5 protein-coding genes are annotated in these 17,983 nt (G+C 57.4%); 1 reads left to right on the top strand and 4 read right to left on the bottom strand.

All coding sequences use genetic code 11. The features are described 5' to 3' along the window. Window positions 1-19: 19 nt before the first annotated feature. Window positions 20-6,706, top strand: coding sequence for a hypothetical protein (locus ACM5SV_RS20185; protein ID WP_419425387.1), 6,687 nt, complete (start codon window positions 20-22; stop codon window positions 6,704-6,706). Between the two features lie 367 nt (window positions 6,707-7,073). On the opposite strand, the gene ACM5SV_RS20180 is transcribed toward ACM5SV_RS20185, so the two are convergent. The 4 genes from ACM5SV_RS20180 to dpdJ form a co-directional block, all read right to left on the bottom strand. Further along, on the bottom strand, window positions 7,074-10,223 hold the full coding sequence (locus tag ACM5SV_RS20180) for a hypothetical protein (protein ID WP_419425386.1): 3,150 nt from the start codon (window positions 10,221-10,223) through the stop codon (window positions 7,074-7,076). A 616-nt stretch (window positions 10,224-10,839) separates the two neighbouring features. Further along, window positions 10,840-12,873, bottom strand: a complete 2,034-nt coding sequence (locus ACM5SV_RS20175) for a hypothetical protein (RefSeq protein ID WP_419425385.1) — start codon at window positions 12,871-12,873, stop codon at window positions 10,840-10,842. Then, window positions 12,870-13,415, bottom strand: coding sequence for a hypothetical protein (locus tag ACM5SV_RS20170; protein ID WP_419425384.1), 546 nt, complete (start codon window positions 13,413-13,415; stop codon window positions 12,870-12,872). The genes ACM5SV_RS20175 and ACM5SV_RS20170 overlap by 4 nt, the downstream gene beginning before the upstream one ends. Further along, window positions 13,415-17,983, bottom strand: coding sequence for a protein DpdJ (gene dpdJ, locus ACM5SV_RS20165; protein ID WP_419425383.1), 4,569 nt, complete (start codon window positions 17,981-17,983; stop codon window positions 13,415-13,417). Before dpdJ ends, ACM5SV_RS20170 begins: the two co-directional genes overlap by 1 nt.

The raw sequence follows: 17,983 nt of genomic DNA, 5'->3' as shown, positions 1-17,983 counted from the left end.
CGACCCCGAAGGAATTGCCATGGTGGCGAGAAGTTTGACAATTAAGGTGCAGACCGACCGGTTGCCGGATCTTGCCGACGGTCGAGCCCAGATCGCCGTCCGCTTGTCTGCTGCCATCGACGGAACCGATGGCGAGCTCGATCAGCGAGCCGTTGCAGAGATATTGCCATGGATGTGGACGCTCCCTGATGGTACCGCCTCATGGGATCCACACACGCCAAAGGCCTGGAAATTCTGGCAAATAACCACCGATGCCAGTGGGCAGACCGTCACTGATCTCAATGCAGGGACGGCCGTCGACAATACGACAAGGGTCCCGGCGGAATTCGACTCTGACGTTGCGGTTCAGCCCGGCCGGTTCCTGCGGCGCCTTCATGAAGAAATCGAAGCAATCACCAGGACATCCGGTCTGGAGCGATCCTTATGCATTCCGAACGGCACCGTCGAGATAACCGGACGCACCGTTTTCGGTCTGGTTGAAAGCCTGACCGGCCTTCCGCATCCGATCGGGGTCGGCATGAAGGTCTTTACCGTCTTCACGCTTGCTCCCGCGCCCGTCGATACGACGACCCGATTTATAGCCGCCCCTCTGTTCGGTGGCGCCCGCGGCCGCATCTACACTCTCGATCTTCGTCCGCCAACCGAGGTTGGCGCGCCCAATGGCAGCTTTTATCGGGCAGCACTGACCGCTCAACACGATCCCAACGAGCTTTTCGATCAAGGATCGGTCGACATGGTGCCAAGCCTTTCCTGGGACCAGATCTCCACAAGAAATCCTCAACAGCTCCTCAACATGGCAACGATGCTGGTGGAAAAGCCGGGGAACACCGGCCATTATCTCACCGATAGCGATTGGGCCGGCTCGCTCTCCAGAGACATCGCCAAGGCGATAGACCCATTCACGCGCGTCATGACCGTGCTCGACCAAACGGTCACCGAAGCACTATCGAACCCGGCCTCGGGCGAAACACTCAAACACGCTTTAACCGCAGATCTCGGAGCGAAATCGAGTGACTCACGCCTGCTCAAGGCATTCGATTCAATTGCCTGGTGGACAATCTCCGATCGGTCGTCGGCATCGGCAATCGCTGGACCAGCTCGGCTGGCAATCCTTTCTGGTCTCGCCGCCCGAGAACCAGGTTTCTGGGAGAGCACGGCGGCTCTCGTTCTTGCTGCGGCAGACCGGGATATTGGTAGCATTGCCAACAACACCGCACGCGCGCAATTTTCCTCGGTGTCGCAGGAGCATATGCGGGCCCTCATCGGGCTTCCGCCGAAAGCAGACAGTAGCCAGCCGGGCGACGGGCCGGAAGCATTGAGCATTGAGACGGACAGCGGACTGCTCAAATTTATCGGCGACTATTGGCTCGGCGGGCCCGACCTCTCTCTGCCTCCTCCACACCCCTTGCCTATGGGACGACCGCGGCTCGTTTCGGCGCATTTGCGCCTGATCAGGCCGGATGCGGCAGCGATCGCGGCCAGCTTGCCATTGCCTGACCCTGTTGCCGCGGCCTTGATCGACTGCGCACAAATCGGGTCCCAACTTCTCCCTGATCGAGAGGCAAACCTTACGTTCGATGTGGCATTTGCCCCGCCTGCCGGCAATTTCACGCTAAGTGTCGCCTTTGTCTTGCCGGACGGTCGGCAGCCGGCACCGAGCCTCGTCGTCGAAGGAACAGCCGGTACGACCTTCTTGAACGTGAACGTCATTCAAGACGGCGTGATGGTCGGCACGTTGCGAGGTTCGAAAGAGCCTCGCACGGTCCTTTCGATAACAGTCTCCATTTCGCGAAGCGCGGTCGATAATTCCGTCAGCGCGGCGCTTTTGGTCAATGACAGCCTGTCCGTCGATGCCAGACGGTTGCTGTCGTCGCCATTTTATCTGTCGCTTGCGAGTGCCCAGTCGGATATGACAGATGTGACGATCGTTATGCCCGATAGGGCATCCAGCTCGCTTCGTTCCGCGTTCGACAAAGTGTTAACAGGAACAGGGTTGCGCGCCGATCTGGCCCTCGCGACGATTGGTGCGTTTGTTCCCGGCATCATGGTCGGACGCCTGACCTGGGACGCGCCGCAACCTGACCCTGAGCGCCGGACCTCGTCGGCGCTCGACCTCAACAAGCGAATAGCCGCAAGCGTTGCAGCCCTGGTGGGGGCTGCGGCACCCGACGGAAGCAGGCCCGCAACGTCGCTTTATCAAATCCTCCTTGATCGGGCACTGGTCGAGGCGGGACTTGCAAGTGCGTCTCCCGATGATGATGAGCTCGCCATCAGAGAACTGCTTGCCCATTTGGTCGAGAACGCGCGCATCGATGCCGTTCGACGCTCTCAATCGCTCGTTCCGACAGCCGACGACGAAGCCGGCAGCGGCAATGATGCGAGCAGGAAGCTTGCCGCCGGCGCACCGCCTTTGGCTTTCCGTTTTGATCAACTGCAAGACATGGGAGGCGACATCGATTTCTGGACGCGCCTGTCGGGCCTCGGCGTTCTCATCGCGCGCACGGAAACTCTGCTGGACGAGGTGAATGCTTGGAGAAGTCTCAATGTCGCGACCATCCACGCGCCACCTGCGCCGCCCCCGGGGGCGGCACGTGACGACCTTGACCCTGGCAATGCCGTGACCGTCAGAGCAGGGGGCTGGGCCACAGGATCGATTGTCGATCCGGTTGCATTGCAGGTCGGTGACGCCGACGGCGTTCGTGCCGCCCTCATTTCCTACGACAACCGCTCAATCGTTGCGGAAATGGGAAGCGACTACAGTATGAGCGGCGGCGGCGCCGCAAATCCACGCCGTATCGAAGCCTATCATTACCCGGCGAAAAGCGGGCAGGGTGCAACACTCTATCGTCTACCCGCTCTATCGTTCGGCTATGCCTTTCACGTTCTCGCCTATGTCATTGGCCAGGGCGGCCCGCTCCCGCCCCTCGTGCGCGAGGCCCCTGACGATCCTCTGACGATGCTGGTCATTGAGACTGCCGATCCCTACAAGGGCCAAATCAAAATTGCATCGGACAAGACCAAGAGCGTTCGTCGATCAGCTTTGTACCGTCGCACGCGTGTCATTTCGGCACCGAGATTGACCGGGCCGAAGCTTGCGGGGCCACCTGATGGCGTGGAACCGCTTGCCGCCGAGCTATTGATCCGCCCGCCGCCTGTCACCATCGGAGGCGATGTTCAGGGCCGGTTCTTCAGCGATGTGGATGGTCGCTGCGGGACGCTGGAAATCCGGCCTGGGGCGAACGCGGGATTGCGGGTTGATATCGGTGGCCTCGACTGGTCGCCGTCCGGCGGATCGCGAGAGTTGACTGTCGTCTTCAAAGGCAGGGCAGGTGCCAGCGAGAATCCCGTCGACCTGCTGGTGATCAAGAAGATCGTGTCGCCCGGTGCGGTGCGCATCGAAATTCTGCCCGCCAAGACGACGATCGCCTTTGGCGTCGCTGCGCCAAAATTCAGCGAGGATGAGTTCGATTTTGATGCTGCCGCGATCGACGCCGATGCGCCCACGATCGGTATTGCCGAATGGCGCAACATTCAAATCATTGTCAAGGCAAATACCGAAACGGACATCGAACCGCCCGTCGCAACGCTCATCTCCGGCGATGGGGCCTCGCCCGCCCAGACAATCGGCAAGCCGACGCCTTCGCCGGAGGCAGGCCATCAGAGCAGGGCCATCCATGTCCTCGACGGGATCCGCGTCGGACGGCCATCCGGGCTTCGCGAGATGAAGCTCACCTTGCGCCGGCCGTCGCTTGATTTCTCCTCTTACGAACGCTGGGTGAATCCGCCACTCTTCGACCCCAAAGTCAGTACCGGACGCCCTATTGTCAGCAAGGCCATCGACGCGGCATATGCGGTCTCGACAACCGTCGGCAAGGGCGATCGATCTTTGGACGACCCGGCCGTGACGCAGTTCTATGTCGAGCTCGTACAAATATTCCCGAACCATAAAGTGATCGGCATGCAGCCGCTTGGCGCGCCGTTTGAGACCTTGCCCGATATCCTTGGCTTTGGCGATGATAAGCTTCGCACGGCAGGCCCTGAGCGAAATTTCACCGTTGCCGTCGGCAATGTCGAGGCGCTTAACGGTGACACCGCCACGCTTCTGGCAGGCAAGATCTATGAAGTGCGTATTTACGGTGGCGTTCAAGATGGGCAGGCCCAGATTTGTCCTTTGGGGCGGGATCTGCGACTTTCCCCCTCCGTCAAGGCGACCATGCGCCGCTGTTCCATTGGCTCTGCGCCGCACGCAACCATGCGGCTTGGATCGCCTTTGGTCTATACGATCGAGGTTGCCACGGAACTTATGCCAACGTTGTACGGCACGGATCCAATGTCGATTGGGCAATCCCGGATACCCGGTCGCGACGAGCTAGCGGTCATTGCCTTCAGCGACGCATTCACCAATCCCGATGCGGGTGTCTATCCGGTCCTTCGCTATTGCAACCTGGCTGTGCTGGAATCGCAGCGGTGGAGCTGGCGGGGGCGTCCGCAAGATGATGAATGGCCCTGGTTCGACCCATCCAAATCAGGTGATGACCAGCCTCAGTACGGTGCGCAGTTCGCCATGGCTTTTTCCGACCGTAAGGATGAAGACGTTGGCGAACTCCTGGAGCGCCGCCTTGAGAAAGCGCATGCTTACGCTGGGCGCCGGCAGCTCAGCGACGCCCACCCTTCCAACGTCTTGGCCCATCTATTCGACAAGCCTCTGGATTGGCGTGGCGGCGTCAACTTCTGGCGCTTCGGATTGAAATTGTTGAACCGCTATCGGTCGATGCGGCCGGGTGCTGGCCAATTTGCTGTCTCCAGCCACCGTGAAAATGCGGCTTCGCCAAGATGGCAACACCAGGTCGTCCTCGATCGGTCTACTGAGCGAAAACCAAAACGGCCGGGCCTTGCATTGGTCCTTCCGCTGACAGAGCGCTTTATGACGCATGGTGCGGTGCCGCCATTGCTCGCGCTGTTCAACGACCAACTCTTTGCAAACTTTCATGCTGGCGACGGCATCGAGGTTTCGGTCGAGACGGCGCGTCATCCCTTCACACGGGACGAACAGAAACAGCGTCTCGCCTATCTGTGGAAGCGGCTCAATCCTGATACCGGCGCTCCCCCGACAGGGGATGAACGCCTGGCATTGCAACGCGAATATGATGGTCTTGAGCGCGATCTTGTCGCCGGTGCGGACATGCCGACTGACACGCTGAAATATTGGCAGGAATGGGGTCCGGACCCGATCAAAATCGGGGAGGGCTCGGGTGGTGGCCTAATGCCGCTGAGGGTCGACGGTCCGATCGGCTACACGATGGACCTTGGCGTCGAAGTTGGCCGGTTCGACCACGCCGGTTTGCTGATTACGCCCGTCGGCCAGGACCTATCGCCATGGTCGTTTGTCAAGCTGAGATTTCGCCGGCTTGACGCACCGGAAGGAATTGATCCAGCCACGGCACTGACCGCCCAGGGTCCTGCTCCAGGGGTGGAAGACCAATTTTATAGCCAGCGACGTGAACTCACCAAGGGTGTGGCCAGTCGGTTCCGACTCTTCAACGACATTGAGGTAATGAAGGGCCATGGGCCGAAGGAGTTTTCCGAGCTCGGCAGCGTTGAAGCCGATGGTGTATTCCCGGCAGAGCACGAAGGTCTCGTCATCGACATTTCTCGAACCGAAAGGCCAAGCGTGGGCGATACCGTGAGGTTCGAGATCAAGTCCGACCATAGTCACACGACCGGGGACTATGTCGATGTCCACGTCGAGGCCGCCGATGACGTCCTTGGACGGCATCACGTGTCGATCAAGATATCCACCCATCTCGGCGAGGCAGGGGAAACATCGTTTGTCATCAAACCCGGCGGAACATTGCTGCTGCGGGCTATCGCGTCGCTCCGGGAAAAACCGCAGTCAGGAGGACCCTATAAGCCACTCGGCGATATTTCTGTTCGTGCGAGGATCGCCCGCGATTCGAGCGATAGCTTGCAATCGCCGGAAGAGAATCGCTGGCTTTCGGTGGCTTGCATTCCGCTGTCTAGCGCGGATGCGATTACTCTCACAGAGCCTGTGCTGCTGGCGGTCAATCCCGGCCGGTTCGAGGCAATGATCTCTCCTGTGCGTCTGTCACCGTTCACCCCGGCGATGTGGTGGCAGTTTGGAGAGGCGATGTCGGTCTTCAATGCGCGCTTTGATGGAGACAAAGCGCATGTCGGGGTTGACGAGCTTGTTGCGACAATTGCGACAGGCGGCACGACGATCAGTCTCGGATTGACGGCCGATGCGAAAGGAAGGCCACGTGCGCTTTCGTCTTTGACCGCCAGCGGTCAGACGACGGCTGAGAGCCAGCTGGAAGAAGTTCTTGTCATCATTGCCACCCGCTTTATCCACGACGCGTTTGCCCGCTTGCGAGAAAAGCCAGTTGCCGTGAAGCAGTGGGACGCGTTGTCAACAACACTCGATCTGACATCACCGGATTGGCCGACTATCAACGGCGCGCCCATCAAACTCAAGCCCGGCGATCTTGGTAATGAAGGCAACGTAAGGTTTCTGCGGGTGCTTCGTCCGAGAACGCGAACTGCCGGTGGATTTGTCGATGACTCCCCGGTATTTCCCCTTGGCATGTTCCAGTTCGAAACGATCGAAGGCGACGTGGACATGAACCCTCCTGATGCCCAAGGCATGGTTCTCGGTATCTCCATGCCAATTCCGTGGCGACGTGGATAGCCCGGATCCGCCGGTGAGCCCGCCTGCGATCAATGTGTCGACCTCGACTGTCTTAATCGCGTTGCATGCAGTCGCTCGGCAACTGCACATGCGCCTTGGTAGCGGATCGGCTTTTAGGGCCGCTGCACAAGCGCCGACCTGTCGGTCGGTATCAACGGATGACGTCTTTCGGAGATAGAGCTTGCTCTGGCGTTCAACAGTCGATGCTGGCCAAACTTCACGCGGAATGGGCTTAAAATGCCGAGATCTGGGATGCCGAGGGACGGCGATTGGTTGCGGCACGCGCAATCTCGATTGCGTTCTACACGGCCTCGGCGCCCAAATTTCAAGCATAACCTTCATCTCGTGATCCGGATTCACAAGCAAGTCAGGCGCATCGCCTTTCGGGGGGAGCAAAACCCTTGTTAATGACCTGGCCAAGGCCGGTGTTCCGGCAGTCGAAATGCATCATGTCGCCACTTTGACCGGGGCCAAAATCCGAGGCTCCCCACGCGAGGCAGCCGACATCACGCAGGGCGACGACCAGATCCTTTTCGAGATTGAGAAAACCATTGCGCGGATTTCGGCCGACGAAGCCGTCATGTCCATTGAGGTCTGCCAAGTCGGATTCGATTTGACGATGCCAGCGGTTTGTAGCCTGCTCGACCGTCTCCCCCGGGTTGAAAATTCCCGCCGTGCCGCTTTTATGATGAGCGTCGATAACATGTCTGAGTTCCTCGGCATCGTCGTGCAGTGTCAGATAGGTGCGAAAACTGCGATCAAGGCTCCAGAGAAAATCGTAGATTTCGGCGGTCGGCTTCTTGGCGATAGCGTGAAAAAGGCGAGCGACCGTCGGCCCGCCATTGAGGATAAGGCCGGCGACGAGACGGTGCGCTCGCTGGAATACAGGCACGATTTCATCGCCCTCGATCCAGGGATTGCCGATGTAATTGATGTCTGTCGCCAATCCGAAAGTATGCATGCTGCCCGTGGCGGCCGAAGGCCTCGAGCCTCGATGAAATTCTTGTATTCCGAGCGCCTGCCCGAGCCTGACGGGCGTAAGACCCCGATAGACTGGCATGTCGAGCAGGTGCCGTTCGGCGGTCCTCAGCCGACGCAGCAGGACCGCGTGAATGCCATTTCGGAATGGATGTCCGAGAAAGGCCGGCGCGGTCATGTGCAAGAACCAGTTGGCGGCGTTCAAGGTGGCCGGAGCGGCAGGATTGTCGGCTATCCCGGCAAGTCTTCGATTGATGCGGTTGAGGTGGGCCTGTGCCGTCGGGTTGGCGACATCAACCTGATTGAGGCCCGGTCGGCCGAGGTAAAGCCCAAGATTATCGAGTGTCGATTCGCCGCACCGTCCGTCATGCTGCCCAGCATCGATGAAGGTCTTATACTGAAATTGGTGGATCGCTTCGATGAGTACCGCTTCGGAGGTCGCTGCGGCCGCACCCTGAGTGGCGGCAATCGCCTCCGCCACCGAAGCGAAGTCGACATAGGCCTCAAGGGCGGCTGCAATTCTGCCGAGACTGACTGCAGACAGCCCGGGATGCCTCTGCTGGTTCCACAGCAACGCGGACCGGTTGACGGCCGACGGCAACAGCGGCGTCAAGACCACTCGCCGCTCGTCATCATTAAAGGGTGGGATCGCCAGCGTCGGATCGAGAAAGACCAGCTCCTCCCGCAACGCGGCGATTTTCCGTGCCACGGCCTTGCTGGGCCTCAATACAAACACCCCAGCCCGTGCGTGGCCGCCGGCGTCCAGGCAGCGCCAACGCTTCGCGGCGCCTTTAAGGTTTCGGACATACAAATGTGGGCCATCAACGGCATCGACGATGGCCAGTTTCTGCCCGCCGGATTTCGATATTTTCACAACAAGATCGCCGGAGCCGATGAGCTTTGCGTGACGATCAAGGGCTCGGCCCGCCTTTCTTGAGGGCTTTGCGGCCTGCGCCCGGCCAACTTCCCTGGCGATTAGCGACTGGAGCTGTTGGCCAACATTGCTTACCTGTGTGAGAGTTGCGGCCGCTTGGACCTCCCAGAAGTGAAGTGCCTCAGTCAGCAGGTTGACGTCATGATCGCAGCCGTCATCGTCGGTGTCGGGAAGACCGGCGAGAGACGCTGAAAAGCCTCCAGCCGGCGCAGCGTGAGAATTGGCCAGCCGATCGATCACCTCCCATGCTGCGATAGCTTCGGGCTTCTGTGCCGCTATACGGGCGGCGAGCTTGGTGCGGCGGGTGTGATTGCAATCGGACCACGTATCGGACGCCAGTAGAACGTGATTGATGGCGGCGAGTTTGGCGGCTGGCGAGACATAAGGCTTCAGCGCCTTCAGCAAAGGAATAAGGCAAGCGGAATAACGGACATAGGCAGACAGGAGCACCGCCTTGAGCACGAAGGTGTCACGGTCGGGCCTCATGGCGTCCACGGCCGGGATACCCGCAGCGTCGATACGCTCAAGGCCTCGAGCAAGCCACTCGCTGGAAATAGCCATGAGGCTTTCCTGGACATGTGGCCAGGTCACCGCATCGCGAAACGCAGCCGCAATCGTTTTGCGGAAGATCGCGTCGATATCGTCAAAGTCGTCCCTGCCGGCAATCCCCGACTGGAAATACCCGCAATTGCGGGCGTGATCGGCTTCGCGGCCAACCAACTGGAGACTGTCACCAGCAGCATCGACTGCATTAAGAGCGGCCAACTGGATTCCGCCGACGGATACCGGCCTGGGCGACCAACTGAAGCGGGAAAAGCAGGAATGGAAGAGATAGGGATCCCCTTCACTAAAGGATTGCAGGAACTTGAAGATCGCTGCGCGATGCACGTTGAACTGTATGGGGCCGACGCTGATGCCTGCCTCAAGATCATAGGCATTGACGGATTCAAGCAGACCCTCCCGACCCGAAATCACTCTGACATAGCAGTCGGGTTCCGAAACCGGGTAGCGCAGCAATGGCAGCGTGACGCCGCGAGTCTGTCCACCTCGATAGCGGTCATCGGGCTGATTGACCGTGGTGACCGGACAGGCGTACGACCCAAGAAGGGCCAGCAAAATGCGCAAGGACGGCGCCGACAACGCCGTCAGGTTTCGTCTTGACAGGTCGATACCGTCCGGCCAGTCAGCTGCGCTGACCTTCTCAAGGGCCGCAATCCAGGCTTTTCGCTGCCAATCTTTGTCGGATGCGGCCATGGCCTGAAATTCGGGCATCCGGGGAATATCGACCCATCTTCCGCTCAAGCCATCGCTCGTGGAAGGCAGGTATAACCTGATCTCGCTTGCATTGCGCAGACAGAGAGCCGCAACGACCAGTCCTGGCTCAGCTTGAAAATCGATCGTAGCCGGCAAAGTTGGAAGCATGCTGTCATCGAGCTCGATTGCATCGATGGTTCCCCGCGCAAACAATGGCCCGACATGAGCAAATGAAACGCCAGTCGACAAAGTTGCAGAGAGCGATCCATCGAGCCCGGAAGTATAACTGCCGAACGATGTCCCCGTCAGCTCCCACGTCGCGGACCCGGTTGAGATTGTTCCGACCTTCAACGTCTCCCCCTTTGCTGGAGATGGGACATAGTACTGTCACGCAATTCAGCGTTGCAGTCAATAGCGAGCAATCACATCTGTCGCCAAGGCCTGAGGCTGCGGTAGAATAGATAGGCCTCGGCTTCAGCTGCATTGTGCCCCGGATGGGCATACCATGTCTTCTTCGGCATCTGCGTGAGCCGGCCTCATAACAAAAAAGCACGCGATCAAACTTAGCGGCGATCCGCTGAATAATACGTCGCATGCTGACATCTGATGCTTCGACCTCGCCGACAAGCGGATCTCTCCGTCCCGGCCAGACTCGGCAACAGCAATCGCATTCTTCAGCTTCGCAACATCAATTCCGACAAAAGCGTCTCTATAATCTGCCACGGCTCGTCCTCCTGTGATGAGGATCGGCTCGGCTCACCCGAGCAAGCCTGGGAAGACCAGTGTAGGGCGAGCCACCTCTGCCACGAAGACGGACATACGGTCTTACCGTTATTAAGGAGAAGCTTCATATCTTTCGATTGGTCCGGTCGCCACGCCGGAATAGACCTGATAAACAGGCAATCACGATTGAAATATCGATCCAGTTCTCGATGACGACCGATTCGTACTGGCCCAAAAATATAGTTCACTCCGATACGCGCGCTCGTCGTTCCAGGGCCCGAACAATGCTCGCACTCCCTGTGCCTTGAACATATTCGAGCCTGTCTCTCACCTTATCGAAAGCCCGATAGACAGCATGTTTGGTGGCGCCCCAGACGAACAAGATCACGTCCGCCGTGCTGGCCGAAGCTGTTCCGTCGCCAGCTGCATGGTCAGTAACGATTACAACGTGGGCCTTCGTACGACTTTCGATCTCGGCGGCCGCCTCACGGGCGGCGCGTTCATGTAGCGTCACAATTGCAATCTTCCTGAATTTGCCTGAACGTAAAGGATCGTCGGTGACCGCTACTACGCCTGAGTTTGTACCGAGCGTTTCAGCAATGGTTTCTTCATCCAGACCGAGACGAAAGCCAAGGCGGGACCAGAGGCCCCGATCAGCCAGCGAAAGTTCCTCCCGATCCACGTTAACTAGTCTTGCGCCTACATACCAAAGAGCGAGGTAAGTCTGAGCAGTGCTTTGATCGGTGAGCATCTCCAAGGCTTCGCCGAGCCAAGCGAGCCGAGCACGAACCGGTCGTGTTTCCCACCACCGAGTGACCGCGCTTGCGACGAACTGTTCAAGGCGTCCATCTAGACGGAGCAACGCGTCAGCAATAGTTAGCATCAGTTGGCCGTCTATCGGATCGTTTGAAAACGCGCGACTTGAAAGCCAAACCTCTAGAACAGCTTGATAAAGGGTGAGGCGTTCACGTCTGGGAAATCGATCCTCACAGACGTACGCATCGATTACCGTTGTAAGGACGTTATCGACCTGGGCACCCTTCTCCGAACCCGGGAGCACTTCAGAATCTGTGAACAGTTCGATTACGAAATCGCCGTTACCTGGATCGCAAACGTCGGGCGTCATCGCCGCGTTCTGGAGAAAAGTTGCCAACCGCTCTCCTGCGCCAGTTGCGATGAGCGAGGGAATATCCGTCCATTGTAGTGAAGGCTGGGGTTCTGTCGCGAAATCCTCGGTATCGTTCACCGCCATGTCTAGGGGTGCGGCATCGACAATCGTTGCCAACTTGTTTGGACTAGACGGGGTCAATTGAGAGGAGCTAGTAAGCGGTAGCTTTGAAGCAAGCGTTGCGACGATCGCGTCGCTTGGAAAGAGTTTATCGAGCGCGTGCAGCTTTGATGAATCACCCAGACTGGCCGCGTCGTAGGCAAACATTCTTATTATAGCGGTGTCAGCACCATGCGATGGAAATGTCCCAAGCCCGCTCAGCCTCTCGTGAAATGGCTCGTAGGCCCTGACTGCAGCGTCAACTTCTCCTTGAACTTCGAGGTCCGCGGTCAACACCGCGTGGTGTGCGATGAGCACACTATCTGCCACGCGCTGAGGAATCCTTACCGATAGGAGATCGTCAAGTTGAGGATGATCAACTATCGCCTGGTTGTCCCCGACGGCAGCGAACAGTCTAATTCGCATCGACAACACATTTGACGCGGTATCGAGTTGGCGCTGGTCAATCTCCCCAATAGCTTGAAGCGCTGCGGCCCGATCGCCAGTCGCGATCCCCAAAGTGAACTGCCGACGTAACGACTCCACGGTTGGCCGGAATTGGGTAGTGCGGACTGGCGCCTGCGCTATGACGGAACGCATCTTAGCAAGCCGAGCGAAGACGTGTGCTCGATCTGCAAGTCGACTGTGCCAGCGAAAATAACCGGCCGGTGAGTGCAACAGAAGGAGTTCTCCCATCCTGCTACCTGTTGGATTAGACGAGATAATTGACGGCGCGGCTTCCCATCCTAAGCTAGGAAAGATCCAGCATCGCAGATCTTCGATTAAGCGTCTAAGTTGATCCGCCGATGGTGCCATCGACACCCACGTGTCGTCTTGTCTTCGGGAATACGGCAAAGATGCGGACTGCAGTCCACTTGCGGCGGAAACCTCAGCGGCGAGTGGATGGTCACTGGGAATGTCAACGTCGTTCGATAGGGTAAAGCCTAAATCAGCAGGCAAACGGCCACCGAACATATTGAGCAATTCGATTGTCAGCGCGGGCTCGATCATACCAAGGTCTTCCAGTGACGATCGAACTCTAGATATGCCCCTGCAATTTTTTCAGGAAGATTTCTACCTGACCCACTATGATAGATGACTTTCTCACCGCGAACACGGACCCCGTGATTGGTAATGTTCATTGAGCCTTCTATGTAAAAAACTGGTGCGAGAATCCCTTTTTCGTGGAATTTGCTCTCGGTGGTACGGAACGTCACGCGATCGGCGTTTTTGAGGACTGGTATGTTAGCAAAGGCCTCAGATCGATCGTTCTCCGTGGTTATTATGCGGACGTCGAATTTTCCCGAAAGGGCCGCCAAGTAATCCGAGAAACGAACCCAGGGCTCTTCCCCTGCTCGTGGAAACAAGGCCGCAAAATCGCGAAATCGGTTATCAAAGAGTTCAAAATCAGTGATCCAGGGACTGGCGAAATAGGCTGCTCGCTCCTGTTTTGCCAAAATAAGCAACGATGCTAACGCCGATCGAAGCAGGTCTGGCAGTGGCCAACCACCGCCGTGTGTCCAGATATCTCGACTTTTTAGATTGTGCTGCATCACGATACTCCCATATGCCGGATTTCGACTCTTATCCGCCATCCGATCGAATTCCGTGAGACACCATTCACTATGGGCCAGACGAGTACATAATCTCTTTCAAATGGCTCGGTCAGAAGCACCTGTAGACCCCGCCCGATCTCATCCAGTTCTTCTTCCGTTCGACCAATTATATCGACGCGATCTTTCTGTTTCAGCAACTCACGGAGATGGCCTATCCAGCCGGGAGCAACTTCTAGAGTGGAATCGTGGCTTTCGGACGCGCTAAGCCACCGGAGTGAAAGTTCTCGAGATGGCCGAATCGTGCTTGCAAACCGATTGGAATTACGAAGGCAGTGCGGGCAACTGTCATGACACGTGGGAAGCAGGAAATCCTGAGTTCGAGCAAAGAGTTGGGCCTCAGACGGTGGTTGTCCAGTCATATGGGCAATCATTGCCGAAAACCGTCGCCGGACGCTTGAAGAGTCGACCATTAAATAGGCAAAGACTCGCGCGTCGATCGGCCCTCCAAGATTTTCCTCTCTGTTTCTCCACAATCGATTTAGCCCGTTGAACCAGGCGTCGGTGATATTGGAATGAGAAGGCTGCAAAAGACGGCCGACGACAGCCACAACATTCCGACGCGACGCACCAAGGCCGACTTCATCAAGGGTTGAGGCTAAAATTTCTTGGGCCGAAAGAGTTTGCCGGTAGCCGCGGGCAAGTCGTGATACGTCAAAAACGTCTTTGAGCGCGCCATTATTGCGGACATTCGCCACTGCGGCGATGAGGTTTTCGCTATCGTCAGTTTGCGCACAGTATTCAAGGGCGTGTCTGAACGCTCGCTCGAAACTGCCTTCGCTGCTCATTGTGCTTTGCACGAATGCTTCGATTTGGCCCACGCCCCCTGGCGCATTTTCCGAGATTACGATGAGCGGACCGTCCTGATCGTCAAAGACATCAACTATGAGGTCTCCCTCACTGATGTCTGTGGCGACCGCGTGAACCGCATTCAAACAAGCCTCAGCTAAGGTCCGAAGGTGCCTTTGCCGGAGCCAAGCCTCGAACCTGTCATCGCTTGGTGACCAAAGGACGTGTTCAATGCGCACTATTTCGGCTGCGTTGAGTGGATTGGACCAGAGGGCTTCAATCCGCTGACGAGCCTTACCGCCTGCTTGGTGGTCATCGGTTTCGTTATCATCCAGCGCGGATACGCTGAACATACGAGACAAGACCCGGCCGACGGCCGAGATTCGCTTACCTTCGAGGAGAGACTGGGCCTGCTCGAGGTCGCAGCTATTTTTTAACGCCGTCGCAGTCAGCATTGCCAAACTCGTCTGCCATACCCATTCAAGTGTGAACGTGCCTGCAGCTTGACGAAGTTGTGGAGACTCCATCAAAGCATATCTGAAATACTCCTGGCGGAGCCGTCCCATGGCCGGCGGCGCCATTTCAGGCCGCTCAATGAGATGTTCATTACTGATACGAATGACGACAGCGTCAGCCGTGTGTTCGAAGCCGACGGCTTCGACTATCGGAGACCCCTCAGGGGAATTAGACCCGAGCATCAACGTTCCGCGACGCTCGGTGCCATCCGCCATCAGGATGTCGAAGGATCCCTCACTGGTTCTCCGCCGTACGAGCACGCCGTTAAGATCGCCGTGGAGATAGGCCTTTGCGTCAACAACAACGGGACGCCATGAGGCTTGAGCAAATATTGGGATAGGGCGTCCTAGCCCTACGCGTTCTTCGGAGGTAGACCATACCCACATCGCATTACTGCTGTCCTTAACATCCCGCGGTCGTTCAATCAGCGACATGCGCATTGGTTGAACCGTAACACAGGAGCCGTCTGTCCCAATCGGGATAGAATCCTGGAACAAGCTGCGTGCGGGAATGACCACGGGACTTGTTGCGGTAAGCAGCAGTTCGGATCCCTGTAGCCAGTAGCCACGCTCCTGATTGCGCACAGAAAAGCGTTTGGAGACTCTTCCAGGAGAAGACTCAATGAGTTGCGAAGCTATTCCCCGTGTTTCAGTGTCTTTGCTCGCACTAGGAAATTCAACGATCACGTCTGATGCCGAAAGGTCGGCGAAGGAAGCAGCGGGAATGAAGCCGGGAAGGGGTTGGCGTGCTCCCGCATCCTCTTGTTGATCTTGTTTCGCTGGATCTGCATAGGCCCACTCAGTCTCCAGTTTACGAAGTAGAGTAGGGACTGCGTGCCGCAGGATCGGACGAGGGGCCTCCCACAGCATTGCGTCGACCACCCGATCGATCTCATCGTCATTTGCGGAGGTAAATTGTTGTGTGTGTCGCACTACCCAACCCAACTCTCGACGAAAGGCCGAAAAATCATCGCCAAGGTCTAGTAGTCGGTTCAATAGTCCGATGGCCCTCCCGCGTGCGGCGTTGTCATATTGTCCGGGACGACGCAAGTAGCGCACGGGATCAGGCGCATTGACCCTTCTACCGATCCAGTCGAGAAGAAAGCTGGCAGCTTGAACATGCTGCACATAAGGATTGAGCAGGGGAACTTTGATTGGCTCGACTTCGGGCTGGAATAACCGTTCGCTGTTTTGGAACAGCCACCGATCGCGTCCCCAATCTGATAACACCACCAGCGTCGTTGGGCGCGAACCTCGTGTACGCCCAGCACGGCCCTTACGTTGAAGGAACGAAGCGATACTGCGCGGCGCTTTGTGGTGGATAACTGCACCGACATCCGGGTCGTCGTAACCGACTTCAAGACTCGCGGTAGCGACAATTATGTCCGAAGAGGTATCCGCGCCTGGATCTTGTGAACTGCACCGGCTAACTCGCGCGCCCTGCCGTAGGTCGTAACCGAGATTGTCTGGCAGCAGCCAAGTTTGCCCGTCCGCCATCATAGCCCGCTCTGTAACTGGGCTAACAATCTGGCCGGATTTGCGGGGCGGCAAACGGTATTGGCTCAATTGATTCCGCTCGGCATCGCTGAGATCGGGTAGCCAGCGGTTAAGACTATCAAGTTGGTCCGTAAATCCAAAGACCTTGCGGAGATAAATCGTCTGCGCGCCAGGGCTCCCTTGAGGGGGATAGTTGACATGCACGGGGGTGAGCAATCGGAGTTGCAACATCGCCGTTTGGATCGAGGTCGCCAGAAGCGATGCACCCGAAGCAGCATCTCCCTTGATGAGGACCGTGTATTCTCGGCCTTCGGGCTCTAATTCCGTTTGAGTTGGGCTGCACTCAACTACACGCTCCGGGTTGACGCACCCGATCGTTGCTAGATGCTTAGGGGCGTCTCGAAGAGTTGCCGACAGGCCCACCACGTGAAGACCCTTAAGCCTGGCTGCCTGCCGCCACCGCGCGATGATCCACGGCGCTTGCGCGCCACTTAGGCCACTATAGTTGTGGACCTCGTCGAATAGGAATAGTCGAGGCTTCTCCACCCCGGCGATGCCAAAACAGCTGGCCCAAATGGGATTTCCGAGTTCTCGATGCATCATCTCGAGCGACAGGAACAGTATGTCAGGTGGGTTCGCCTGAAGACTTTCGCGAGTCAAACTGATTATTCCATCAGCGATCTCGGGCGCCTCATGTAGTGCGTCCACACGGTAGAGGGGTGTTCGTCCCGCCCTTCGGTCAGAATCCAGCCAAATCAATTCACCACGTCCTGCGTGGAATGGTGCGCGTAAGAAAGGTACAATCCATCCCTGATTGTGGACTCGCTTCCATTGCTTGAGAAAGAGGCTTTTTTCTCCAATTTCGAACTGATCGGCCGGCGGAAGGTCGCCCAACAAGGCACCAACCGTGATCGGCCGTTTGCCATTGGCGACTAGCAAAGACGTTAACTTCCCCGCCTCCGAGATTGCTTCACGAAGTTGATCTGCAAGCAGAACATTTCGGGGATAGACGGCGATGACTTTTGTGAAGCGGTCCGAAGGTCTACCGAGTTCGCCAGCGATTGCCGTTAGAGCGGGAACGTAGAACGACTTCGTTTTTCCCGCCCCGGTTCCCGCGCATACGACTGTACCACTGTGATCCTCGCAACCATAAGCACGGAAGATACGCTCGAAGGAGCGCGCCTGGAAACCCGCGAAAGTGAATGCGCCTCCGCCGGGTTTGCGCGCGAGCGCCTCGAAAACAGATTTTTGAAAGGCCGGTTGTGTCGCGTATGATGCCATGCCTAACCAGGCATTTTCTACGGACACATTCGTTGCAGGGTAGCGACGAGGCGCCAAGTGGGTTTTTATGTCAGCTACGAGTTTGCGGCCACTAGCCCAATCCTGGTGGCTGAAGCGCTGCCGCAAATATGCGAATAGGCGCAAACCTTCAGCAAATCGACTACGTACACGACCGGACCCATCCGGCACGAGGTGCAGCAAGCCCGCGCGTCGCATCTGAACAATGATGCCGCCGAGATGAACGCCATTTTCTGCCAATTCATCCAAAGCGTCCCGCAGAACGTCGGGAGCGTCGCTCCCGACCAGCGTTGAAAGATCCGCATCGTCAAATGCAACATCATAATAGCCCCAATTATGTAGACGCTGTTCACAGGCTTCGATGAAATTTAGAAGCTCCGAAATAAGCCAGGGCGACGCAGTCGTCAT

Source organism: Rhizobium sp. CRRU65 (genome assembly GCF_048551595.1).
GTDB lineage: Bacteria > Pseudomonadota > Alphaproteobacteria > Rhizobiales > Rhizobiaceae > Rhizobium > Rhizobium leguminosarum_J.
Note: the sequence above shows the minus strand (reverse complement) of the source record. Positions and strands in the feature narration are given on the sequence as shown.

Bases quoted from the DNA above. Each gene is read 5' to 3' on its own strand.
- ACM5SV_RS20185 (WP_419425387.1), top strand. From the start codon at position 20: ATGGTGGCGAGAAGTTTGACAATTAAGGTGCAGACCGACCGGTTGCCG.
- ACM5SV_RS20170 (WP_419425384.1), bottom strand. From the start codon at position 13,415: ATGCAGCACAATCTAAAAAGTCGAGATATCTGGACACACGGCGGTGGT.
- ACM5SV_RS20175 (WP_419425385.1), bottom strand. From the start codon at position 12,873: ATGATCGAGCCCGCGCTGACAATCGAATTGCTCAATATGTTCGGTGGC.
- dpdJ (WP_419425383.1), bottom strand. From the start codon at position 17,983: ATGACGACTGCGTCGCCCTGGCTTATTTCGGAGCTTCTAAATTTCATC.